The 21,740-nt window shown below is 74.4% G+C and carries 22 protein-coding genes and 1 riboswitch; of the genes, 3 read left to right on the top strand and 19 right to left on the bottom strand.

The window, feature by feature from the left end; translation table 11 throughout:
- Window positions 1-14: 14 nt before the first annotated feature.
- From ACMXGY_RS09455 to ACMXGY_RS09415, 9 genes are all read right to left on the bottom strand, one after another.
- Window positions 15-689, bottom strand: coding sequence for a uridine kinase family protein (locus ACMXGY_RS09455; RefSeq protein ID WP_483776580.1), 675 nt, complete (start codon window positions 687-689; stop codon window positions 15-17).
- A 43-nt stretch (window positions 690-732) separates the two neighbouring features.
- Window positions 733-2,241 carry an argininosuccinate lyase gene (argH, locus tag ACMXGY_RS09450; RefSeq protein WP_483776579.1) on the bottom strand — a complete coding sequence of 503 codons (1,509 nt, stop codon included), beginning with the start codon at window positions 2,239-2,241 and terminating at the stop codon, window positions 733-735.
- Between the two features lie 57 nt (window positions 2,242-2,298).
- On the bottom strand, window positions 2,299-2,811 hold the full coding sequence (locus tag ACMXGY_RS09445) for an arginine repressor (RefSeq protein WP_483776578.1): 513 nt from the start codon (window positions 2,809-2,811) through the stop codon (window positions 2,299-2,301).
- Window positions 2,808-3,743, bottom strand: a complete 936-nt coding sequence (gene argF / locus ACMXGY_RS09440; RefSeq protein WP_483776577.1) for an ornithine carbamoyltransferase — start codon at window positions 3,741-3,743, stop codon at window positions 2,808-2,810. The genes ACMXGY_RS09445 and argF overlap by 4 nt, the downstream gene beginning before the upstream one ends.
- On the bottom strand, window positions 3,743-5,017 hold the full coding sequence (locus ACMXGY_RS09435) for an acetylornithine transaminase (RefSeq protein WP_483776832.1): 1,275 nt from the start codon (window positions 5,015-5,017) through the stop codon (window positions 3,743-3,745). The genes argF and ACMXGY_RS09435 overlap by 1 nt, the downstream gene beginning before the upstream one ends.
- Before the next feature lie 23 nt (window positions 5,018-5,040).
- Window positions 5,041-6,021 carry an acetylglutamate kinase gene (gene argB, locus ACMXGY_RS09430; protein WP_483776576.1) on the bottom strand — a complete coding sequence of 327 codons (981 nt, stop codon included), beginning with the start codon at window positions 6,019-6,021 and terminating at the stop codon, window positions 5,041-5,043.
- Entirely contained in the window at window positions 6,018-7,229 is a 1,212-nt protein-coding gene (argJ, locus tag ACMXGY_RS09425) for a bifunctional glutamate N-acetyltransferase/amino-acid acetyltransferase ArgJ (protein WP_483776575.1), read from the bottom strand. The genes argB and argJ overlap by 4 nt, the downstream gene beginning before the upstream one ends.
- Window positions 7,226-8,320, bottom strand: a complete 1,095-nt coding sequence (gene argC / locus ACMXGY_RS09420; protein ID WP_483776574.1) for an N-acetyl-gamma-glutamyl-phosphate reductase — start codon at window positions 8,318-8,320, stop codon at window positions 7,226-7,228. Before argC ends, argJ begins: the two co-directional genes overlap by 4 nt.
- 224 nt (window positions 8,321-8,544) lie before the next feature.
- Entirely contained in the window at window positions 8,545-8,925 is a 381-nt protein-coding gene (locus ACMXGY_RS09415) for a VOC family protein (protein ID WP_483776573.1), read from the bottom strand.
- Between the two features lie 296 nt (window positions 8,926-9,221).
- Between ACMXGY_RS09415 and ACMXGY_RS09410 the strand changes: the two genes are divergently transcribed.
- Together ACMXGY_RS09410 and ACMXGY_RS09405 are read left to right on the top strand one after the other, a co-directional pair.
- Window positions 9,222-10,247, top strand: coding sequence for a quinone oxidoreductase family protein (locus ACMXGY_RS09410; protein ID WP_483776572.1), 1,026 nt, complete (start codon window positions 9,222-9,224; stop codon window positions 10,245-10,247).
- On the top strand, window positions 10,244-10,522 hold the full coding sequence (locus ACMXGY_RS09405) for a hypothetical protein (RefSeq protein ID WP_483776571.1): 279 nt from the start codon (window positions 10,244-10,246) through the stop codon (window positions 10,520-10,522). The genes ACMXGY_RS09410 and ACMXGY_RS09405 overlap by 4 nt, the downstream gene beginning before the upstream one ends.
- On the opposite strand, the gene thiD is transcribed toward ACMXGY_RS09405, so the two are convergent.
- The 10 genes from thiD to infC form a co-directional block, all read right to left on the bottom strand.
- A complete protein-coding gene (thiD, locus tag ACMXGY_RS09400) occupies window positions 10,483-11,418 on the bottom strand; it encodes a bifunctional hydroxymethylpyrimidine kinase/phosphomethylpyrimidine kinase (RefSeq protein WP_483776570.1) in 936 nt (311 codons plus the stop codon). The genes ACMXGY_RS09405 and thiD overlap by 40 nt on opposite strands.
- A riboswitch (TPP riboswitch) is annotated at window positions 11,411-11,509 on the bottom strand. Its footprint overlaps the gene before it by 8 nt.
- Window positions 11,510-11,526: 17 nt before the next feature.
- Entirely contained in the window at window positions 11,527-12,198 is a 672-nt protein-coding gene (locus tag ACMXGY_RS09395) for a YceI family protein (RefSeq protein ID WP_483776569.1), read from the bottom strand.
- Between the two features lie 233 nt (window positions 12,199-12,431).
- Window positions 12,432-13,325 carry an SDR family oxidoreductase gene (locus ACMXGY_RS09390; RefSeq protein WP_483776568.1) on the bottom strand — a complete coding sequence of 298 codons (894 nt, stop codon included), beginning with the start codon at window positions 13,323-13,325 and terminating at the stop codon, window positions 12,432-12,434.
- Window positions 13,322-15,937 carry a phenylalanine--tRNA ligase subunit beta gene (gene pheT, locus ACMXGY_RS09385; RefSeq protein WP_483776567.1) on the bottom strand — a complete coding sequence of 872 codons (2,616 nt, stop codon included), beginning with the start codon at window positions 15,935-15,937 and terminating at the stop codon, window positions 13,322-13,324. The genes ACMXGY_RS09390 and pheT overlap by 4 nt, the downstream gene beginning before the upstream one ends.
- Window positions 15,937-17,046, bottom strand: coding sequence for a phenylalanine--tRNA ligase subunit alpha (gene pheS, locus ACMXGY_RS09380; protein ID WP_483776566.1), 1,110 nt, complete (start codon window positions 17,044-17,046; stop codon window positions 15,937-15,939). Before pheS ends, pheT begins: the two co-directional genes overlap by 1 nt.
- A 284-nt stretch (window positions 17,047-17,330) precedes the next feature.
- A complete protein-coding gene (gene thpR, locus ACMXGY_RS09375; RefSeq protein ID WP_483776565.1) occupies window positions 17,331-17,999 on the bottom strand; it encodes an RNA 2',3'-cyclic phosphodiesterase in 669 nt (222 codons plus the stop codon).
- A complete protein-coding gene (locus ACMXGY_RS09370; protein WP_483776564.1) occupies window positions 17,996-18,859 on the bottom strand; it encodes a TrmH family RNA methyltransferase in 864 nt (287 codons plus the stop codon). Before ACMXGY_RS09370 ends, thpR begins: the two co-directional genes overlap by 4 nt.
- A gap of 92 nt (window positions 18,860-18,951) precedes the next feature.
- A complete protein-coding gene (gene rplT, locus ACMXGY_RS09365) occupies window positions 18,952-19,338 on the bottom strand; it encodes a 50S ribosomal protein L20 (RefSeq protein ID WP_024840664.1) in 387 nt (128 codons plus the stop codon).
- A 68-nt stretch (window positions 19,339-19,406) separates the two neighbouring features.
- Complete coding sequence (gene rpmI / locus ACMXGY_RS09360) at window positions 19,407-19,601, bottom strand: 50S ribosomal protein L35 (RefSeq protein ID WP_047233980.1); 195 nt, start codon at window positions 19,599-19,601, stop codon at window positions 19,407-19,409.
- Window positions 19,602-19,701: 100 nt separating this feature from the next.
- A complete protein-coding gene (gene infC / locus ACMXGY_RS09355) occupies window positions 19,702-20,715 on the bottom strand; it encodes a translation initiation factor IF-3 (RefSeq protein WP_483776831.1) in 1,014 nt (337 codons plus the stop codon).
- Window positions 20,716-21,170: 455 nt separating this feature from the next.
- On the opposite strand from infC, the gene ACMXGY_RS09350 reads away from it, so the two are divergent.
- Window positions 21,171-21,635: a Fur family transcriptional regulator gene (locus ACMXGY_RS09350; protein WP_483776563.1), complete on the top strand. Its 465-nt coding sequence runs from the start codon at window positions 21,171-21,173 to the stop codon at window positions 21,633-21,635.
- Window positions 21,636-21,740: the final 105 nt, after the last annotated feature.

The raw sequence follows: 21,740 nt of genomic DNA, 5'->3' as shown, positions 1-21,740 counted from the left end.
CCGTCCGGGGCAATCTACGCCTCGTCACGCCCGGGTGCGGTGGGGCCCGACGGCGAACCGTCCACCCCGGGTGCGCGGACGACGTTCCCCCAGCCGTCGAGCACGACGTCGGCGCGCTCGCGCGTCGCGTTGCGCGCGTAGTGCTCGCGCTCGGCCGCCATCCACGCGACCCAGCTCTCGCGCATGGTCTCGCCGTCGCGGTCGAGGCCGCGCCGCAGCCGCACGTCGTCGGGCGCCTCGACCCAGATCCGGAGGGCGGCCACGGTGTCCGACTCGCGACGCGCCGAGCCGCACCCCTCGACGACGAGGAACGGCGCGAGCGGCACGTCGTGCCACTCGGCGAACCGGTCCAGCCCCCAGTCGAAGCGCCGGTAGCGCCCGGGGCGCCCGCCGCCGAGCGGCGTGAGCACCCACGCGTCGAGCCGGTCCCATGCGGGCTCGAGGCCGCGCCACCCCTCGTAGAGGTCGTCCATGTGGAGCACCTGCGCGGGCAGGGCGTCCCCGAGCTGCGCCGCGAGCGTCGTCTTCCCGGAGCCCGCCGGGCCGTCGACCACCACGAGCCGGATGCCCGACGGCGCGGGTCGGCCAGTGCCGACCTCCTCACCCGGACCGACCCGGACCGCCAGGCGCGGGGCGGCGTCGCCCACGAGTCGCACGAGCTCCGCCAGGACGTCGGGACCGACGCTCACCGACCGCCTCCCCGCCCGGCGGGCGACACGGGCACGGGCACCGTCAGTCCTGCGCCCAGAAGCGGTACTCGGCCGCGCGCTCCTTCACGGCCTCGAGCTGCTCGGCCACCCGTACCGGCGCCGTACCGCCGACCGCGTCGCGCGACGCGAGCGAGCCCTCGACGCTCAGCACGTCGCGCACGCCCGGGGTGAGGTGCTCGGAGATGTCGGCGAGGTCGTCGTCGGACAGGTCCCAGAGCTCGATGCCGCGCTCCTCGCAGACCTGCACGCACGCGCCCGCGACCTCGTGCGCGACGCGGAACGGCACGCCCTCGCGCACGAGCCACTCCGCGACGTCCGTCGCGAGCGAGAAGCCCTGCGGCGCGAGCGACGCCATGCGGTCGGTGTCGAACGTGAGGGTCGCGACCATGCCGGTGAACGCGGGAAGCAGGACCGTGAGGGTCGACACCTGGTCGAAGACCGGCTCCTTGTCCTCCTGCAGGTCGCGGTTGTACGCGAGCGGCAGACCCTTGAGCGTCGTGAGCAGGCCCGTGAGGTCGCCGATCACGCGACCGGCCTTGCCACGGGCGAGCTCCGCGATGTCGGGGTTCTTCTTCTGCGGCATGATGCTCGACCCGGTGGAGTACGCGTCGTCGAGGCGGACGAAGCCGAACTCCTTGGTGTTCCACAGGATGATCTCCTCGGAGATCCGCGAGAGGTCCACCGCGAGCATCGCCGCGACGAACGCGAACTCCGCGACGACGTCACGCGACGCCGTCCCGTCGATCGAGTTCTCCACCGGGCCGTCGAACCCGAGGTCCGTCGCGACCGCGGCCGGGTCCAGGCCCAGCGACGAGCCCGCGAGCGCGCCCGAGCCGTAGGGCGAGCGCGCGGCGCGCACGTCCCAGTCGATGAACCGGTCCACGTCGCGCAGCAGGGGCCACGCGTGCGCGAGCAGGTGATGGGCGAGCAGCACCGGCTGGGCGTGCTGCAGGTGCGTGCGGCCCGGCATCGGGGCGTCGCCCGCCGCCTGCGCCTGGGCGACGAGCGCGTCGACGAGGTCGAGCACGAGCCGCCCGACGTGGCGCGCCTCGTGGCGCAGGTACATCCGCACGAGCGTCGCGATCTGGTCGTTGCGGGACCGGCCCGCGCGCAGCTTGCCGCCGACGGCGGGGCCAGCCCGCTCGATCAGGCCGCGCTCGAGCGCGGTGTGCACGTCCTCGTCCTCGAGCACCGGGACGAACGCGCCGGACTCGACGTCCGCCGCGAGCCGGTCGAGGGCGTCGTGCATGGCGACGAGCTCGTCGTCGTCGAGGAGGCCGGCGGAGCGCAGCACCTTCGCGTGCGCCTTCGAGCCCGCGATGTCGTACGAGGCGAGCTGCCAGTCGAAGTGCGTCGACTGCGACAGGGCCTGCAGCTCACGGGACGGGCCACCGGCGAAGCGGCCGCCCCAGAGGCTGACGCGATCCTCGGCGGGAGCGTCCACGCCGGCGTCGGTGTCGGTCTCGGTGACGCCGGCGACGTCCTGCGCGGTCGTGTCGTCCGGAGAGGTCCCGGGGGTGGTGTCGGGCATGGTCGAAGCTCCTTGGTGCCGAGCAGGGGTGGTTCCGCGGACCAGTCTGGCAGCGGTTCAGGCGGCGGGCCCGGACAGGTCCAGGAACCGTTGCGCGAGGTCCGCGCCCCCGAGCGGGTCGCGGGCGATGACGAGGATGGTGTCGTCGCCGGCGATGCACCCGAGCACCCCCGGCAGGACGGAGTGGTCGATCGCGGAGGCGAGGTAGTTCGCCGCGCCGGGCGGCGTGCGCAGGACGACGAGGTTCGCCGACGCCTCCGCGGACACGAGCATCTCCGAGCACAACCGCGCGAGGCGCGCCGCGAGGTACTCGGGCGACTCGACGCTCTGCACGCTGCGGTCCCCTCCCTCCCCCGGCACGGCGTAGACGAGCGCACCGGACGCGCCGCGGACCTTCTCGGCACGCAGCTCGATGAGGTCGCGCGAGAGGGTCGCCTGCGTGACCGTGAGCCCATCGGCCGCGAGCGCCTTGGCGAGCTCGGCCTGCGAGTGGATCTCGGTGCGGCGCACGATCTCGGCGATGCGCGCGTGCCGCGCCGTCTTGGTCGTCGCCGTGCGGCTCTCGCTCACGACTGCTCCAGGAGGTAGGTCAGCAGGGCCTTCTGCGCGTGCAGCCGGTTCTCCGCCTCGTCCCACACGGCCGAGCGCGGGCCGTCGATCACCTCGGCGGTGATCTCCTTGCCGCGGTACGCGGGCAGGCAGTGCAGGACGATCGCGTCGGGCTTCGCGTGCGCGAGGAGCGCGTCGTCCAGCTGGTACGGCACGAACGGGGTGGACCGCGCGTCGGCTTCGTCCTCGTCGCCCATGGACACCCACGTGTCGGTCGCGACGACGTCCGCGCCGGCGACCGCCTCGACCGGGTCCGCCGTGACGAGCACCGATCCGCCGGTCTCGGCCGCGATGCGCTCCGCGTCGGCGACGAACGTCGGGTTGGGCGCGAACCCGTCGGGCGTGCCGACGCGCACGTGCAGCCCGGCGGTGGCGCCGCCCAGCAGGTAGGAGTGCGCCATGTTGTTGGCGCCGTCGCCCACGTAGGCGAGCGTCTGCCCGGGCAGCGCACCGGTGCCGCCGCGGAGCTGGGCGACGGTCAGGAGGTCCGCGAGGATCTGGCACGGGTGGAAGTCGTCCGTGAGCGCGTTGACGACCGGGACGCGGCTGATCGAGGCCATCTCCTCGATGCGGTCCTGCCCGAACGTGCGCCACACGATCGCCGACGCCTGGCGGTCGAGCACGCGGGTCGTGTCCGCGATCGACTCGCGCACGCCGATCTGCGCGAGGCGCCCGTCGACGACGACGGGGAACCCGCCCAGCTCGGCGATGCCCGTGGCGAACGAGAGCTGCGTGCGCAGCGTCGGCTTGTCGAACAGCACGGCGACGCCCTGGGGGCCGCTCAGCGGCTGGCGGAACGTGCGGTCGTCGCGGAACGCGAGCCCGATCTCGAGGACCCGGCGCTGCTCGGCGGGCGTGAGGTCGTCGTCGCGCAGGAAGTGCCGGGGGGCCATCAGGAGCTCCTCGTTGTCAGGTCGGTCTCGGGAACGGTCACCGACGCGAAGAACGCGACGACGTCGCGGGCCTGGTCGGTCGTGAGGATCAGGGGCGGGGCGAGACGGATCGCGTCCGGCGCGACCGCGTTGACGACGAAGCCCGCCTCGAGCGCGGTGCGCGCGACGTCGGCGGCGACGGGACGCGTGAGCTGCACCGCGAGCAGCAGTCCGCGGCCCCGCACGCCCGTGACGAGCGGGTTCCCGGTGGCGGCGATCCCCTCGCGCAGCGACGCCCCGACGGTCCGCACGTTCTCGAGGAGCCCGTCGCGCTCGATCACGCCGAGCGTCGCGAGCGCCGCCGCAGCGGCTACGGGGTTTCCCCCGAACGTGGTGCCGTGCTGCCCGCGGGCGAGCAGCGTCGCAGCGCGCTCGCCGTACGCGACCACCGCGCCCACGGGGAAGCCGCCGCCGAGGCCCTTGGCGAGCGTGACGACGTCGGGCACGATGCCGCCGCCCACCTCCTGCTGCTGGTAGGCGAACCACGACCCCGTGCGCCCCACACCCGTCTGGACCTCGTCGAGGACGAGCAGCGCGCCGTGCCGGGCGGTGAGCTCGCGTGCGGCGACGAGGTACCCGGGCGAGAGCGAGCGGACGCCCGCCTCACCCTGCACGGGCTCGACGACGAGCGCCGCGACCTCCCCGCGCTCGGCCACGACCGCGGGCGAGAACGCCTCCTCGAGCGCGGCGACGTCGTCGAACGCGACGAACTCCACCCCGCCGGGGAGGGGCTCGAACGGCTCGCGGTACGCGGCCTTGGACGTGAGGGCGAGCGCGCCCATCGAGCGGCCGTGGAACCCGCCCTGGAGCGCGAGGACCCGTGTGCGCCCGGTGCGGCGCGTCATCTTGAACGCCGCCTCGTTGGCCTCGGTCCCGGAGTTGGTGAGGAACACGCGCGAGCCGGCAGGAGCCTCGGCGAGCGCGAGGAGGCGCTCGGCGAGCGCGATCTGCGTGGGCGTGCCGAAGAAGTTCGACACGTGGCCGAGCGTGCCGAGCTGCGCGCTGACCGCCGCGGTGAGCGTCGGGTGCGCGTGCCCGAGGGCGTTGACCGCGATCCCGGCGAGCAGGTCGAGGTAGCGCTTGCCGTCGGCGTCCCACACGTACGCGCCCTCGCCGCGCACGAGCACGCGCTGCGGCGGGCCGAACGTGTCCATGACGGCGTGCGTGTACCGGTCGGTCCACTGCGCGACGGACCCTGCGCCCTGGTCCGTGGTCACCGAGGTCGTCGCGCCCAGGTCGGTCTGGCGGTCGAGCTGGTTCACGCGGCACCTCCGGCGGTCGTGGTGGCGGCTGCCCTCGTGGGCGCGCCGACGGGGTCCGGGACGACCATGGTCCCGTTGCCCTGCGTCGTGAAGACCTCGAGCAACGTCGAGTGGGGCACACGACCGTCGATCACGGTCGCGGCCGGCACGCCGCCCTCGACGGCGCGCAGGCACGCCTCCATCTTCGGGACCATGCCGGACTCGAGGGACGGCAGCAGCGCGGCCAGCTCCGAGCGCGTGATCTGCGCGACGAGCGAGCCCCTGTCCGGCCACGACGTGTAGAGGCCCTCGACGTCGGTGAGCACGACGAGCTTCTTCGCGCCGAGCGCCACCGCGAGCGCCGCGGCGGCGGTGTCGGCGTTGACGTTGAGCACCTGGGTCGGGTCCTCGAGGTCGGGCGCGATCGTCGACACGACGGGGATGCGCCCGGCGTCGAGCAGGTCCTGGACCGCGGACGGGTGCACCTCGACCACGTCGCCGACCAGCCCGACGTCGACGGGCTCGCCGTCGACCGTCGCGTGGCGTCGCTGGGCCTGGAGCAGGCCGCCGTCCTCGCCCGAGAGCCCGACGGCGTACGGCCCGTGGGCGTTGATCAGCCCGACGAGCTCGCGCGAGACCTGGCCCGTGAGCACCATGCGCACGACGTCCATCGCCTCGGGCGTCGTGACGCGCAGGCCGCCGCGGAACTCGGACTCGATGCCGAGCCGGTCCAGCATCGCGGAGATCTGGGGGCCGCCGCCGTGCACGACGACGGGCCGCAGACCGACGCGGCGCAGGAACACCATGTCCTGGGCGAACGCGGCCTTGAGCGTGTCGTCGACCATGGCGTTGCCGCCGTACTTCACGACGACGAGCGCGCCCGCGAACTCCTGGAGCCACGGCAGGGCCTCGACGAGCACCTCGGCCTTCTGCTCCGGGCGCAGGTCGGTGCGCGTGTCGAAGGCGGCGTCGTCGGGGGAAGGCACCTGGTCGCTCATGAGGAGTACGCGCTGTTCTCGTGGACGTAGTCGTGCGTGAGGTCGTTGGTCCAGACGGTCGCGGAGGCGGTGCCGGCGTGGAGGTCGATCTCGACCCGCACCTCGCGCTCGGCGGCGAGGTCGACGAGCTCGCGCGGCTCGCCCACTCCCCCGGCCCGGCACACCTGGACCCCGTTGACGGTCACGTCGAGCAGGAGCGCGTCGAACGGCGCGACGTCCTCGGGGACCGTGCCGACGGCGGAGACGATGCGGCCCCAGTTGGGGTCGTTGCCGAAGATGGCGGTCTTGAAGAGGTTGGAGCGGGTCACCGCACGGGCGACGGCCACGGCGGCGTGCTCGCTCGACGCGTTCACCACGGTGACGGCGATCTCGTGGCTCGCGCCCTCGGCGTCGGCCACGAGCTGGCGCGCGAGCGACGCGCACGCGTCGGTCACGGCGTCGGTGAGCTCGTCGAGCTGCACCTCGACCCCGGACGCGCCCGACGCGAGCAGGATGACGGTGTCGTTGGTCGACATGCAGCCGTCGGAGTCCACCCGGTCGAACGTCGTGCGGGTCGCCGCGCGCAGCGCGGCGTCGGCCGTCGCGGCGTCGACGACGGCGTCCGTCGTGAGCACGCAGAGCATCGTCGCGAGCCCCGGCGCGAGCATGCCCGCGCCCTTCGCCATGCCGCCGACGGACCACGTCGCGGCGCCGTCCGTCGCGGTGGCGTCCGAGACCTCCCGGACCACGGAGACCGTCTTGGGCACGGTGTCCGTCGTCATGATCGCGAGCGCGGCGTCACCACCGCCATCGACCGCGGCGACCGGGTCGGCGAGGGCGCCCGCCGCGGCGTCGACCCCCGCGAGCAGGCTCTCCATGGGCAGGCGCACGCCGATGAGGCCCGTCGAGCACACGAGCACGTCGCCGGCGGACGTCGCGAGCACGTCCGCGACGTGCTCGGCGGTGCGGTGCGTGTCGGCGAAGCCCTCGGGGCCGGTGCACGCGTTGGCGCCGCCCGAGTTGAGCACGACGGCGGTCGCGCGCCCGTCGCTCACGGCCTGGCGCGTCCAGGCGACGGGGGCGGCGAAGACGCGGTTGGTGGTCAGCACGGCGGCCGCGACGTCGAGCGGCCCGTCGTTGACGACCAGCGCGACGTCCTTCGCGCCCGTCGACTTGAGCCCGGCGGCGACGCCGGCGGCCCGGAAGCCGAGTGGCGAGGTGACGGTCACGGGGCGACCCCTTCGGTCGTGAGGCCCAGCGCCTGCGGCAGGCCGAGCGCGATGTTCATGGACTGCACCGCGGCGCCCGCGGTGCCCTTGACGAGGTTGTCGATCGCCGTGACGGTGACGACGCGACCCGCGGCGTGGTCGACCGCGACCTGGACGAGGGCCGTGTTCGCGCCGAGGGTCATGGCCGTCGTCGGCCACTGCCCCTCGGGCAGGACACGGACGAAGGGCTCGCCGACGTACGCGTCCTCCCAGGCCTGCCTCACGCGCGCGGCGACCTCGCCCGGCGCGAGGCGCGCCGCGACGTCGGACAGGCGGGCCGTGACGGTGGCGAGGATGCCGCGCGACATCGGCACGAGCGTCGGCGTGAACGAGATGCTCACGGCGGGCGCGCCCGCGGAGCGCAGGTTCTGCGCGATCTCGGGGATGTGCCGGTGCGAGCCGCCGACGGCGTACGGCTGGGCCGACCCGAGCGCCTCGGACGCGAGGAGGTGCCCCTTGAGCGACTTCCCCGCGCCGGAGTAGCCGTTCGCGAGCACCGCGACGAGGTCCTGGCCCTCGACGAGCCCTGCAGCGATGCCGGGCTGGATCCCGAGCGTCACGGCCGTGACGTTGCAGCCGGGTACCGCGACGCGGCGCGCGCCCGCGAGGACCTCGCGCTGCTTCGTCTCGCTCGCGCCTGCGGTCGTGCCGCGCGTGAGCAGCAGCTCCGGCAGGCCGTACGGCCAGGTGCCCGCGTGCTCCGAGCCGTAGAACGCCTGCCAGTCCGTCGCCGACTCGAGCCGGTGGTCCGCACCCAGGTCGAGGACGAGCACGTCGTCCGGGAGCTGGGCCGCGATCTCGCCCGACGCGCCGTGCGGCAGTGCCAGCACGACGACGTCGTGGCCCACGAGGTTCTCGACGGTCGTGGGGAGCAGCACGCGGTCGGCGAGGGAGCGCAGGTGCGGCTGGTGCTCACCGAGCAGCGAGCCCGCGTTGCTGTGCGCCGTGACGGCGCCGACCTCCACCTCGGGGTGCCCGGCGAGCAGGCGGAGCGTCTCCCCGCCCGCGTAACCGGACGCACCCGCGACCGCGACTCTGATAGTCATATGCATCACTATACATACTTATGCACTCAGCCATGCCGCGGGTCCGCTGGTGGTCGGGTCCGCGGAGAGGGCGGACCGTGTGCTCGGACTGGCGCGCCGTCGCCCTGCTCCCTCGTCCTCGCTCCACGAGCGCGCCCTGACGTCCTTCGCACACGGTCCGCCCCCACCGCTCGTCTGCCGGTCCGGTTTGCCGTCGGTCCGGTCGCCGCGGTCGGCCCTGTCGATCCGGGTCAGGCGGTCGCCCAGACGCCCAGCTCGTTGCCGCTCGGGTCGAGGAAGTGGAACCTGCGACCGCCCGGGAAGTCGTAGGGTCCGCTCACGACCTCTCCCCCGGCGGCGGTCACCGCGGCGACGGTCGCGTCGAGGTCCTCGGAGAACATCAGGACGAACGGGCCGCCTCGCGTGACGTCGCTCCTCTCGGCGAGGCGCAGTCCTCCCGCCTCGTCCTGCCCGGCCTCCGCCGACGTGCGGATGCCGGCGTACTCCGGGCCGTAGGGGACGAACTCCCAGCCGAACGCCGCACCGTAGAACGCCTGCGCGGCGGCGAGGTCCGTGACAGGAAGCTCGACGTAGTCGATGGAGTGGTGGATGCCGTGCTCGTGGGTGCTCATGACCCGAAGCTCCCACCCGCCACCGACATCGCCCGCGCGAGCGGGCGCACGAAACCCCCGACCGAGGTTGAGCCGTGAAGGTCGGGGCAGGAGATGGCGAGCCGACGAGGGTCGGGGCGGGTCGTGTGCGAAGGGCGTCAGAGCCGCGCTCCACGAAGCGAGGACGACGGACCAGGGCGACGGCGCGGCAGCCCGAGCACACGACCCGCCCCGACCACCCGCCCGACCACGCGGGCCGTCTAGCCGCCCCGACCACGCGGGCCGTAGACCCGACCCCGCGGCCCTAGGGTGGAGCCATGCACGCGATCGTGGCCCGCGAGGCGGGTGGCCCCGAGGTCCTGGAGTACACCGAGCTGCCCGACCCGTCGCCGGGACCGGGCGAGCTGCTCGTCCGCGCGGCGGTGGCGGGCGTGAACTTCATCGACACGTACAAGCGGTCCGGCACGTACGCGATGGACTACCCGCACGTCGTCGGCAGCGAGGGCGCCGGGACGGTCGTCGAGGTCGGCGAGGGGGTCGAGGAGTTCGCGGCCGGCGACCGGGTCGTGTGGACCGAGGCATCGGGGTCGTACGCGGAGCTCGTCGTCGTCGCGGCCCGCGAGGCGCTGCACGTGCCGGAAGCGGTGTCGTTCGAGGACGCGACGGCCGTCGCGCTCCAGGGCCTGACGGCGCACTACCTGTGCACGTCGTCCTACCCCGTGCAGCCGGGCGACCGCGTCCTCGTGCACGCGGGGGCCGGCGGCGTCGGCCTGCTGCTGACCCAGATGCTCGTCGCGCGCGGCGCGCACGTCATCTCGACGGTATCCACGCCCGAGAAGGCCGAGCTCTCGCGGGGCGCGGGCGCCGAGCACGTGATCCAGTACACGGCGTTCGCGGACCTCGCCACGGAGCTGCCCGAGGTCGTGCGCGGGCTCACGGGCGGCGAGGGCGTGGCCGCGGCGTACGACTCGGTCGGCAAGGACACGTTCGACGCGTCGCTCGCGTCCCTGCACCGGCGGGGCACGCTGGTCCTGTTCGGCGGGTCGTCGGGCCAGGTGCCGCCGTTCGACCCGCAGCGCCTCAACGCGGGCGGGTCGCTGTTCCTCACGCGCCCCAAGCTCGCCGACCACACGGCGACGCGCACCGAGCTCGTCGAGCGCGCGACCGAGGTGCTCGGCGCCGTGGCGGGCGGCACGCTCCACGTCCGCGTCGGCGCGACGTTCCCGCTCGCCGAGGCGGCCGACGCGCACCGCGCGCTCGAGGGGCGCGCCACGACGGGCAAGGTGCTGCTCGTCCCGACCGCGACGCCGTCGGCAGCCGACGCGAGCACGGAAACCGCATGAGCTGGGACTGGGTGCCACCGCGCCCCGGGGAAGGGTCCGACGGCGGCCCCTCCCCCGCGCTCCGACGCGCGGTGACGGTGCTCGCCGTCCTGGTCACGGGGACGTTCGTCGCCTACTACCTGACGATCGGCGTGCGCCAGGGCGAGGAGCGGTGCGTCGCCGAGCGGCCGGAGGGCGTCAGCGAGGCCCAGGTCGAGTCCCGTTGGCGGTGGTGGCCGCCGGGCACGGAGTGCGTCTACCCGGCCGGGACGACCTCGGACGTCGCGCGCGCCTGAAGCGCGTGCAGGTGGTCCACCGGGCCGCGCCCGGTCCCGACCCGGAGCGCAGCCCCCGCCCGGAGCGCGCCCGTGAGCCACTCCTTGGCCTCCCCGACCGCCTCGTCCCAGCTCTCTCGCTGCGGGCGCAGGGCCGCGAGCGCCGCCGACAGCGAGCACCCCGTGCCGTGGGTGTGCAGCGTGTCCACGCGCTCCGCGTCGAACGTCGTCACCGCCGGCGCGGTGCCCGATCCCGTGCCCGAGCGCCCGCCCGGCACGACGAGCGCGTCCGGCGAGGTCGCGCCGGTGAGGTGCCCGCCCTTGAGCAGCACGACGGCGCCGCTCGTCGTGGCGTACCCGCTCGCCTGGCGCAGCGCGTCGTCCCACGTCGTGGCGACGGCCTGCTCCGCGAGGACGGCGAGCTCGGGGAGGTTGGGCGTCACGACGTCGGACCGTGTCGCGAGGTCTCGCACGGCCTGCTCGGCGCCGGCGTCGAGCAGCCGGTGGCCCGACGTCGCGACCATGACGGGGTCGAGGACGACCCACGGGCGACGGGCCCCGACGGCGGCCCGAGCGACCCCCAGGTCGTCGAGCCACGCCCCGATCGCGTGCGCGTTCTCGGCGTCGGCCACCATCCCGATCTTCACGGCGTCGATCTCGACGTCGTCCGACACGGCGTCGAGCTGCGCGCGGAGGAAGTCCGGGCCGGGCACGTGCACCGACCGCACACCGTGCGTGTTCTGCGCGACGAGCGCTGTCGTCACGGCCATCCCGTACGCCCCGTGGGCGCAGAACGTCTTGAGGTCGGCCTGGATCCCCGCCCCGCCGGTCGGGTCGGTGCCCGCGACGGACAGGACGCGCGGGCGCGACGGCCCGGGGGCGGAGGAGGAGGACGGTGCGGGCAGGGCGAGCGTCATCGCCGGACATCCCTTCGCTAGTACGAGCTAGATCAGGTTCGACGGGTGTGATCTCAGCCCCGGCCCTCCCGGGGCACCCCGTGTCGTGCGCTCATGCTAGCGGGCGGCTCACGCCTGGTGGATCGCCTCCCCCGCGATCTCGAGCGTGACCTTCTTGCCGACGAGGAACCCGCCGGTCTCGAGCAGCACGTTCCAGACGAGCCCGTAGTCCTCGCGGTCGAACTCGCCGGTCGCGTGGAAGCCGAAGATGTCGCGCCCGTAGGGGTCGCGCCGCGCCCCGCCGTACTGCATCGTCAGGTCGATCCGGTGGGTGACGTCCCGGATCGTGAGGAGTCCGCTCACGAGGAAGCGCGCCGGAGCGGCGGCCGCCTGCACACGGTCCGCGGAGAGCTCGGCGCGCTCCGGCGAGCGGTTGCGCAGGCGCGCCCACGAGAGGATCTGGTCGTCCTGGCTGCCCTGCCACGTGACCGACGTGCTGCGGAACTCGAGCGTCGGGTAGGTCTCGACGTCGAGGAAGTCGGCGCTGCGCAGGTGGACGTCGCGCTCCTCGTGGTGCGTCGTGAGGCTCGCGGCGTCGATGGTCGCGCTGACGGCCGAGGCGAGCGGGTCGTCGCCGACGAGGACCGTCGCGCTCGCCCGGGTGAACTCCCCGCGCACGGGCGAGACCATCATGTGCTGGCCCTGGAAGCCGACGCGCTTGTGCGCCTCGTCGAGGACGTAGGTCCCCGCGTCGGGCACGGTCATGCCGTTCCACTGTCGGACCGGCCGTGTCGTCGTCATCTGTCGCTCCAGGCGTCGCTGTCGAGCCGCGACGTCTGCGTCCGCCCGGTTCTGGTCAGGTGTCCAGATCAGCATCGCGGATCAGAAGGTGAATGCTCAACTAACCACGGCGTGACATGTACCGCCCTCCCCGCGGCACGGCGTCCGGACGGCGCACGCGCGGACGCCGCCCGACCCGAGGGTCGGACGGCGTCGGCGAGGCTTCTGCGGCGCAGGGCGTGGCGGTGGAAGGGTCAGCGGCTCGGGAGCTCTCCGGGCATCGGGTCCTCCTCGCCCCACCGCGTGACGCGCAGACGACGGCCGTCCGCTCCCGGGACGACGCCCTCTCCGGCGGCCGCCGCGTCGACCGCCGCGCGGAGCGACGCCGGCGAGTCGTGCGTCACGCGGACGAACGCGCCGGAGAACGCGTCGAGCTCACCGCGCGCGATCGCGACGACCATCTCGACCGTCCGCTCGACGGGGGTCCACTCGGTGCGGCCCTCGTGCATGACCATCGATGCGGTCATGTCCGTCCGCACGACGCCCGGCGCCACCTCGAACGTCCGCAGCCCGTGTGCGGACCCCGACCGGTGCAGGTTGGCACCGAGGCGCAGGAGCGCGGTCTTGCTGGCGTTGTACGCGCTCGCCCCGTCCATGTCGTGCGAGCCCGCGCCGCTGTTGAGGTCGACGACGCGGCCGCCGCCGCGCGCGAGCATCCCCGGCACCACCGCACGGGCGAGCAGGAACGGCCCGCGCACGTTCGTCTCGAGGACCGCCCACCACTCGTCGGGGTCGGCCTCCCACAGCGGGACCTCGGCGTCGACTCGGCCCGCGTTGTTCACGAGCAGGTCGAGGCTCCCGAGCGCGTCCTCGGCCGCGGCGACCGCGGTCGCCACCGACCCCGGGTCCGTCACGTCCGCCGTCACGACGACGGCGCGCCCGGCGCCGTGGTCGAGCCCGGCGATCTCGTCGGCGACGGCCGCGAGCCGGTCCGCGTCGCGCGCGAGCAGCGCCACGTCGAGGCCCGCGGCGGCCAGGCCCACGGCGACCGCCCGGCCGATGCCGCGCGACGCCCCCGTGACGAGCGCCGTGCGCGCGGGCGCGACGGTCTGCACCGGCGTGCCCGGGCGGTCCTCGACGGCGCTCACGCGCGGAGCTCCGCGCCCACGCGCTCTCGTGCCGCGGCGACCGCGCCCTCGCGCACGCGCGCGACGTCGTCGGCGGTCAGCGTCCTGTCCGCGGCGCGCAGGCGCAGGGAGAACGCGAGCGACTTGCGGCCCTCGCCCACCTGCTCGCCGGTGAACACGTCGAACAGCGCGAGGTCCTCGAGCAGGTCGCCCGCACCCTCGGCCACGGCCGCCCGCAGCGCCTCGGCGGTGACCGCCGCGTCCACGACGAACGCGAGGTCCTCCTTGGCGGCGGGGAATGCGGACACCGGCGTCGCCTGTACCGGCGTGTCCTGCGACCCGGCGACGAGCGCCGACAGGTCGAGCTCGAACGCCACCGAGCGGGCCGGCAGCCCGAGGTTCTCGAGCACCTTCGGGTGCAGCTCGCCCGCGTGCCCGACGACGGTCCCGTCCGCGAGCTCGAGGCGGGCACAGCGCCCGGGGTGGAACGGGGCACGCGTGGTGTCGGCGACGACCGTCACCTCCGCACCCACGCGGTCGGCGACCAGGCGGGCCGCGGCCAGCGCGTCCGTCCAGTCCGCCGCACGGCCCGGTCCCCACCAACCGGCGCGCTCGCGCCGCCCGACGAGGACGCCTGCGACGTGGCGCGGCTGGTCCGGCACGGCGGCAGCGATCGCCGCGAGGTCCTCGTCGCTCGGCCGCACGCCCCCTGGCAGTGCAGGAGCGCCCGGGGCGCCCGGGCGCGGGTGCGTCACGAGCCCGACCTCGAACAGCGCGACGTCCGTCAGGCCGCGGCCGACGTTGCGGCGCACCGTCTCCAGCAGCGTGCTGAGCACGTCCGTGCGCATCAGGGGCCGGTCGTCGGCGATCGGGTTGAGCAGGCGCAGCGCCCGACGGCGGTCGTCGTCCGCGGGCAGGCGCAGGGCGTCGTGCTCGGCGTCCCCGACGAACGGGTAACTCAGCGTCTCGACGAACCCGTCCTCCGCGAGCGCCCGCGCGACCGAACGACGCACGCGCTGCTCGCGGGTCAGCCCGCGGCCGCCCGGTGCGGCCGGGAGGACCGACGGGATCTCGTCGTACCCGACGAGCCGCGCGATCTCCTCGACGAGCTCCGCGGGCTCGGTGAGGTCGGGACGCCACGACGGCGGGGTCACGACGACCGCGTCCGCCGCGTCCGGGCCGTCGACGGCCCGCTCGACGGTGCAGCCGATCGCCCCGAGCGCCCCCACGACCTGCTCGAGCGTGTAGGGCACGCCGACGAGTCGCTCGGCCTCCCCGACCGCGAGCCGGATCGACGACGGCGCCGGGACGCGGTCGAGGTCGCTCACCGCCGGGTCGGCGGTCCCCCCGCCGAGCTCGACGAGCAGGTCGACCACGCGCTGCGCCGCGACCGCGGGCAGCCGGGGGTCGACGCCGCGCTCGAACCGCTTCGCGGCCTCGCTCGACAGCTTGTGGCGCCGAGACGTGCGCGCGACGGACACCGGGTCGAAGTGCGCGGCCTCGACGAGCACGGCGGTCGTCGTCGGACCGACCTCCGAGGACGCGCCACCCATCACGCCCGCGAGCCCGAGCACGCGCGAGGCCCGCGCGCCGTCGGGGCTGTCGGTGATGAGGAGGTCCTCGGGGTCGAGCGCGCGGTCGGCGTCGTCGAGGGTCACGAGGCGCTCGCCCGGGGTCGCGCGCCGCACGACGACCGGCGCCGCGACCTGGTCGAGGTCGTACGCGTGCAGGGGCTGACCCAGGTCGAGCATGACGTAGTTCGTCACGTCCACCGCGAGCGAGATCGGCCGCATGCCCGACGCCGTGAGCCGGCGCTGCATCCACGCCGGCGTCGTCGCCGCCGGGTCGATCCCCCGCACGACGCGTGTGACGAACCGGTCGCACCCGAGCGTGCCGTGGATCGGCGCGTCGTCGTCGACCTCGACGGGGAAGCCGTCGGGCGTCGCCGCGGGCGGCGGGGTCGGCAGCGACGCGGGCAGACCCGGGTCGGTGAAGCGCGCGCCCGTCGAGTGCGAGAACTCGCGCGCGACACCGCGGTAGGAGAACGCGTAGCCACGGTCGGGCGTCACGTTGATCTCGAGCACCTCGTCGCCGAGGCCCAGCAGCGCGATCGCGTCCTGGCCCGGCGTGAGGTCCTGGGCCGCGTACCCGAGCCGCGGCAGCACGATGATGCCGTCGTGGTCCTCGCCGAGGCCGAGCTCGCGCTGCGAGCAGATCATGCCGTCCGACACGTGCCCGTACGTCTTGCGGCTCGCGATGGCGAACGGGCCGGGCAGGACGGCGCCCGGCAGCGCGACGACGACGAGGTCGTCCGGCGCGAAGTTGTGCGCGCCGCACACGATGCCGCGCGCACCGCCCGCCGGCATGTCGGCGGGGTCCACGCCCTTGATCTCGGCGACGTTGTGCTCCGGACCGACGTCGACCAGGCACCAGTTGATCGTCTTGCCGTTCTTCTGCGGCTCGGGCGTCATCTGCAGGACGCGCCCGACGACGAGCGGACCCGTCACGGCCGCGCCGTGGACGGCCTCCTCCTCGAGGCCCACGCGCACGAGGTCGGCGGCGAGCCGCTCGGCGGTGAGGCCCTCGGGCAGCTCGACGTGGTCGCCCAGCCAGTCGATGGCGACGTAGGGCATCAGATCTCCGTTCCGAACTGGGCGGAGAAGCGGGCGTCGCCCTCCACCATGTCGTGCATGTCCGCGATCCCGTGGCGCAGCATGAGCGTGCGCTCGATGCCCATGCCGAAGGCGAAGCCCGAGTACACGTCGGGGTCGACCCCGACGGCGCGGAGCACGTTCGGGTTGACCATCCCGCACCCACCCCACTCGATCCAGCCCGGCCCGCCCTTCTTCTGCGGGAACCACAGGTCCATCTCGGCGCTCGGCTCGGTGAACGGGAAGTAGCTCGGTCGCAGGCGCGTGCGCGCCTCGGGACCGAACATGGCGCGCGCGAACGCATCGAGCGTCCCGAGCAGGTTCGCCATCGTCAGGCCCTTGTCGACCGCGAGGCCCTCGACCTGGTGGAAGACGGGCGTGTGCGTCGCGTCGAGCGCGTCGGTGCGGAACGTCTTGCCCGGGCACGCGACGTACAGCGGGACGCCGCGCTCGAGGAGCGAGCGCGCCTGGACCGGGGACGTGTGCGTGCGCAGCACGAGGTTCGACGGCGTCTCTCCCGTGCCGTCGACGTAGAACGTGTCCTGCATCTGGCGCGCGGGGTGGTCGACACCGAAGTTCAGCGCGTCGAAGTTGAACCACTCCGACTCGACCTCGGGGCCCTCGGCGATCTCCCAGCCGAGTCCGACGAAGAAGTCGGCGACGCGCTCCTGCAGCGTCTCCAGCGGGTGGCGCGCCCCGGCCGGCGTGCGTCGCACCGGCAGGGTGACGTCCACGGCCTCCTCGACGAGGACGCGATCGTCGCGCTCGGCCTCGAGCTCGGCCTGGCGCGCGGCGAGCGCCTGGTTCACACGTCCGCGCAGCGGGCCGAGGAGCTTGCCGGCGGTCTTCTTGTCCTCGGGAGCGAGCGAGCCGATCTGCCGGTTCGCGAGCGCGAGCGGGCTGCGGTCTCCCGTGTGCTCCGTGCGCACGAGCTTGAGCGCGTCGAGGTCACCGGCCGCCGCGATCGCGGCGAGTGCGGCGTCGAGCGTGCGCTGCAGCGCGTCGGCGTCGAGCGGGGAGGGTGCGGTGAGGGTGTCCGGGCCGTCGGACCCGCGCGGGGCGGGGACGACCTCGGCGTCAGGGCTGGACATGCGTGCCTTCCTGGCGGTGGCTGGACTGCGGGGGCCTGCGGCGGTGTGGCCTCGCGGGATGCGTCACGCGAGGCGGACGCGCGAGGCGCGCACGGGTGCGCGCGTCGGCGTCATTCTAGGGCGCCCGTCCGGGGCCGGTCCGTCCCGCCGCCGGCGGGAGGGGTGCACGCGTCAGTCGCGCGGGCCCGTGACGGGCCCGGGAAATCGACGATCGTCTCGCGTGCGCACCCGGCCATCCTCGCACACGGGCACCTGACGGGCCATGGACACTCGTCGGCCCGCCGTCAGCCGGGAGGAGCCGCCACGTCGAACGGCACCGACGCCACGGTGCGGTGGACGGGGCGGCCCGAGGCGTCCGAGAGGTCGGACTCGACCAGGTGCAGCTCGCGTGCCGTCCAGGCCGGACCCGAGTAGACCGCGAGGGCGGCGGCCGGCGACGCGAGCGGGTCGCCCGCCGCCGTGGCGGGCGCAGCGCGGCCGTGGCTGCGCGCCCGGGCGGAGGCTCGGCGCTGCGCCTGCCGGGCTCCGGCCGCAGCACGGGCGACCGTGAGATGAGCGCGCTGGCGCGGACGGCGATCGACGCATACTCCCGCCTCCCCGGCGGCCACGGCCACGGCGGCGCTGAGGTCGCGCAGCGCGTCGGCGCCCGCTCCCCCGACGCCGACCCACAGCACGCGTCGGTCGAAGACCCCCGCGCCCTGCAGGCGCAGCGACAGGGGCGGGACCACCGCGGTCACCGGCTCGAGCGCGGCGGCGAGGTCGGGGACGGCACCCTCGGGGACGTCGCCGAAGAACGAGACGGTCAGGTGCCACAGCTCGGGCGGAGTCCAGCGCACGAGCGGTCCACCGTCGGACCGGCGCGCCTCGAGCGCGTGCGCGCTCGCGAGGGCGAGGGCGAGGGCGAGGTGGTCGAGCGCCGCACTGTCGGGGTACAGCGCGGCGAACAGCCTCATCCGACCGTTCCCCGCGTGCGGGCCGGCCGGTGCGCGCGACTCGACGCGTAGAGGCAGACGGTCGCGGCCGTCGCGAGGTTGAGCGACTCCGCCCGGCCCCGGATCGGGACCCGCACGACGGCGTCCGCGAGCGCGCGGTCCGCCTCCGGCAGCCCCCAGGCCTCGTTCCCGAAGACCCACGCGGTGGGGCGAGCGAGGTCGACCCGCGCCGCGGCGACGCCGCCTTCCGGCGCCGCGCCCGTCGTCCCGGCGACGTCGAGGAGGTCGTCGAGGTCGAGGTCCCCTGCACCGTCGGCCGCGAGCACGGTCAGACCGGTCGCGCGCAGCGCGTCGACGGCCTCGGCGAGCCCCACCCCGGTCACGACGGGGACGTGGAAGAGCGACCCGGCGGTCGAGCGCACGACCTTGGGGTTGTGCACGTCGACGCTCTCGCCCGCGAGCACGACGGCGTCCGCACCCGCCGCGTCGGCTGCCCGGATCACGGTGCCCGCGTTGCCCGGGTCCCGCACCGTGGCGAGCACCGCGACGAGCGCGGGACGCTCGCGACCGGGCGTGGCGAGCGAGCGCAGGACGTCGTCCAGGCGAGGTGACTCGGTCCGGACCACGGCGAGCACGCCTTGCGCGTCGTCGCTCATCGCGCCGAGCACCTCCGCCGTCGCGACGTGCACGTGCAGTCCGGCCGCGCGCGCGTCGGCGACGATCTCCGGGTGGCGTGCGCCCGCGGCCGGTGTCACGTAGACGTCGCGGACACGGGCGGGCGCATGGCGCACCGCCTCGCGCACGCCCTGCGGTCCCTCGACGAGGAGCTGGCCGTGGCGCGAACGCGCCGGACGCCCGGACAGTGCCCGGACCGCCTTCACCCGGTCGCTGCGAGCGTTCGTCAGCGTGGGTTCGAGCGGGCCGGGCGCCGTCCGGGCGTCCGTGGCCGACTGGTGGCCTGGCGAGGCGCTGGTCAGGCTGCGGCCTTCGGCGCGTTGACGTCCTCGGGGAGGGCGTCCTTCGCGACCTGGACGAGGGCGTTGAACGCCGCCACGTCGTTGACCGCGAGCTCCGCGAGCAGGCGACGGTCGACCTCGACACCCGCGGCCTTGAGGCCCTGGATGAGGCGATTGTACGTCAGGCCCTGCGCGCGCGACGCAGCGTTGATGCGCTGGATCCACAGCTTGCGGAAGTCTCCCTTGCGCGCCTTGCGGTCACGGTAGGAGTAGACGAGGGAGTGGGTGACCTGCTCCTTCGCCTTGCGGTAGAGGCGCGAGCGCTGGCCGCGGTAGCCGCTGGCGCGCTCGAGGGTCGTACGGCGCTTCTTCTGGGCGTTGACCGCCCGCTTCACGCGTGCCACGTGATGCTCCTTGCAGTTCGGGGCTCAGGGGTGAGCCGGTCGGCGACGGATCCCGTCGCCGCGCCGGGTCACTTGCCGAGCAGCTTCTTGATGGTCTTGACGTCGGCGGGCGAGACCACCTGGTCCTGGGCGAGGCGGCGCTTGCGCTTGGTCGCCTTGTGCTCGAGCAGGTGTCGAGCGTTGGCCTGCTCACGCATGACCTTGCCGGTACCCGTGATGCGGAAGCGCTTCTTGGCACCCGAGTGCGTCTTGTTCTTCGGCATGGCTGCCGTCTCTCCTTGTGTCCGGTCAGCCACCTCGCGGTGGCCGACGTGCTCGGGTCCGGGCCGGTGGGCCCGGACCCCGATCAAGTTCGTGCTGCCGTCAGCCGGCCTTGCCACGCGGTGCGGGCTTCGGCGTGGGGCGCGGAGCCCCCGGCTTGGGAACAGCGGGCTTGGGTGCCGCCGGCTTCACGGCGCCCGACGACGCCGGCGTGGCGGTGCCCGACGACGCCGGCCTGGGCGCGGGCGGACGCGGTGCGGCGGGCTTGGAGTCCGCCGCCGGCCGCGGCCGGGAGGCCGAGGCCGGAGCAGCCTTCGGCGCCGGTGCGGCCTTGGGAGCGGGAGCAGCCTTGGGAGCGGGAGCAGCCTTCGGCGCCGGGGCCTCCTCGGGAGCCGGAGCAGTCTTCGGCGCCGGTGCGGGGGCCTCCGGGGCGGGTGCCTCCTCCGCCGCGGCGGCCGCCGGCGCGTCCTGCACCGCCTCGGCCACCGTGGCCTCGGGCGCCGGAGCCTCGACGGTCTGGTCGTCATGCTCCTGGAGCTCGACCGAGTCCTCGGCACCGTGCTCGTCGGGGTTCTTCGACGCGGCGCGCTGCGCCGACTTGGTGAGGCGCGGCTCGGCCTCCTGAGCGCGCTTGCGCTGCTCGCTCTTGGCGTCGGCCTTCTTCTTCACCGGGCCGAGCACCATGGTCATGTTGCGGCCGTCCTGCTTCGGCATCGACTCGACGAAGCCGAGCTCCGCGACGTCCTCCGCGAGACGCTGCAGCAGGCGCACGCCCATCTCGGGGCGCGACTGCTCGCGACCGCGGAACATGATCATGACCTTGACCTTGTCGCCCGCCGCGAGGAAGCGCTCGACGTGGCCCTTCTTGGTGCCGTAGTCGTGCGGGTCGATCTTCAGGCGGAAGCGGATCTCCTTGAGGACCGTGTTCGCCTGGTTCCGCCGCGCCTCGCGCGCCTTCATGTCGGACTCGTACTTGAACTTGCCGAAGTCCATGAGCTTGGCGACGGGGGGCCGGGCGTCCGGGGCGACCTCGACCAGGTCGAGGTCGGCGTCCTGGGCAAGGCTCAGGGCAACCTCGGTGCGGACGACGCCGACCTGCTCCCCGCCGGGACCGATGAGTCGGACCTCGGGGACGCGGATCCGATCGTTGATGCGAGGCTCGCTGATGTGATGCTCCTAGGAAGTCGTCGGTAGACCACCCGGAACGAGGAAGGCCCCCGTCCCTGAGCGCAGGGCGGAGGCCATCAGGTCAGGCAGGCGTGACAGGTCACGCCGACCACGGCGGACGGAACCCCACAGGGTGCCCGACCGGACCAGACCCGGCCTCTGTCGCGACGTACGTCGACAGTCGAGACCCGGGTGGGATGGAATCCACTTGCGCACCTGCACGGCACCCCACGCCGCCCCGAAACTCGGGAGCGCACGGACGCACAGGTCGGTCAGCCACCAAGACTACCAGAGCCGACGGATCACCCTGCACTCGAACACCGCCCGCTCGCCGTGATGGCCTCGGCAGTGCGGACTCGCTCCATCATTGGAAGAATTCCAGACTACGTGGTTAGGATCGGTGCATGACGACAGCAGCGACGCCGCGCCCCGCGGCGACCGAGCCGGCGACGGCCCGTCGCGCGCGGCACGAGGAAGAGCTGCGCGACCGCGGCCTGCGGGTCACCGCGGCGCGCCTCGCGGTGCTGGACGCCGTCGAGGCGCAGCAGCACGCCGACGCCGACGACGTCCTGCGGGCGGCTCGCTCGGCGCTCGGCTCGGTGTCCGTCCAGGCCGTCTACGACGTGCTGCACACGCTCACGGACAAGGGTCTCGTCCGGAGGATCGAGCCGGCAGGCCACCCGGCCCGCTACGAGCGCCGCCTCGGCGACAACCACCACCACGTCGTCTGTCGCCGCTGCGGATCGGTCGCCGACGTCGACTGCACGGTCGGCCACGCGCCGTGCCTCACCCCGAGCAGCACCGCCGGGTTCCGGATCGACACGGCCGAGGTGACCTTCTGGGGCCTGTGCCCCGACTGCGCGGACTGACCGCCCGGACCGGCGTCCGGCGCGGGTCTCGTCGCCGAGGCCCCCGACCACGACCACCGCCCCCTCACGCACGACCTCTGTGGCACCCGCTACCCGCTTCCTGAC

The sequence above is a fragment of the Cellulosimicrobium sp. G4 BAM 1002 genome (assembly GCF_057126935.1).
This window is presented reverse-complemented; position numbering and strand designations above follow the sequence as displayed.

Bases quoted from the DNA above. Each gene is read 5' to 3' on its own strand.
- argH (WP_483776579.1), bottom strand. From the start codon at position 2,241: ATGCCCGACACCACCCCCGGGACCTCTCCGGACGACACGACCGCGCAG.
- argF (WP_483776577.1), bottom strand. From the start codon at position 3,743: ATGGCCCCCCGGCACTTCCTGCGCGACGACGACCTCACGCCCGCCGAG.
- argB (WP_483776576.1), bottom strand. From the start codon at position 6,021: ATGAGCGACCAGGTGCCTTCCCCCGACGACGCCGCCTTCGACACGCGC.
- argC (WP_483776574.1), bottom strand. From the start codon at position 8,320: ATGCATATGACTATCAGAGTCGCGGTCGCGGGTGCGTCCGGTTACGCG.
- ACMXGY_RS09415 (WP_483776573.1), bottom strand. From the start codon at position 8,925: ATGAGCACCCACGAGCACGGCATCCACCACTCCATCGACTACGTCGAG.
- ACMXGY_RS09410 (WP_483776572.1), top strand. From the start codon at position 9,222: ATGCACGCGATCGTGGCCCGCGAGGCGGGTGGCCCCGAGGTCCTGGAG.
- ACMXGY_RS09405 (WP_483776571.1), top strand. From the start codon at position 10,244: ATGAGCTGGGACTGGGTGCCACCGCGCCCCGGGGAAGGGTCCGACGGC.
- thiD (WP_483776570.1), bottom strand. From the start codon at position 11,418: ATGACGCTCGCCCTGCCCGCACCGTCCTCCTCCTCCGCCCCCGGGCCG.
- ACMXGY_RS09395 (WP_483776569.1), bottom strand. From the start codon at position 12,198: ATGACGACGACACGGCCGGTCCGACAGTGGAACGGCATGACCGTGCCC.
- pheT (WP_483776567.1), bottom strand. From the start codon at position 15,937: ATGCCCTACGTCGCCATCGACTGGCTGGGCGACCACGTCGAGCTGCCC.
- pheS (WP_483776566.1), bottom strand. From the start codon at position 17,046: ATGTCCAGCCCTGACGCCGAGGTCGTCCCCGCCCCGCGCGGGTCCGAC.
- thpR (WP_483776565.1), bottom strand. From the start codon at position 17,999: ATGAGGCTGTTCGCCGCGCTGTACCCCGACAGTGCGGCGCTCGACCAC.
- rpmI (WP_047233980.1), bottom strand. From the start codon at position 19,601: ATGCCGAAGAACAAGACGCACTCGGGTGCCAAGAAGCGCTTCCGCATC.
- ACMXGY_RS09350 (WP_483776563.1), top strand. From the start codon at position 21,171: ATGACGACAGCAGCGACGCCGCGCCCCGCGGCGACCGAGCCGGCGACG.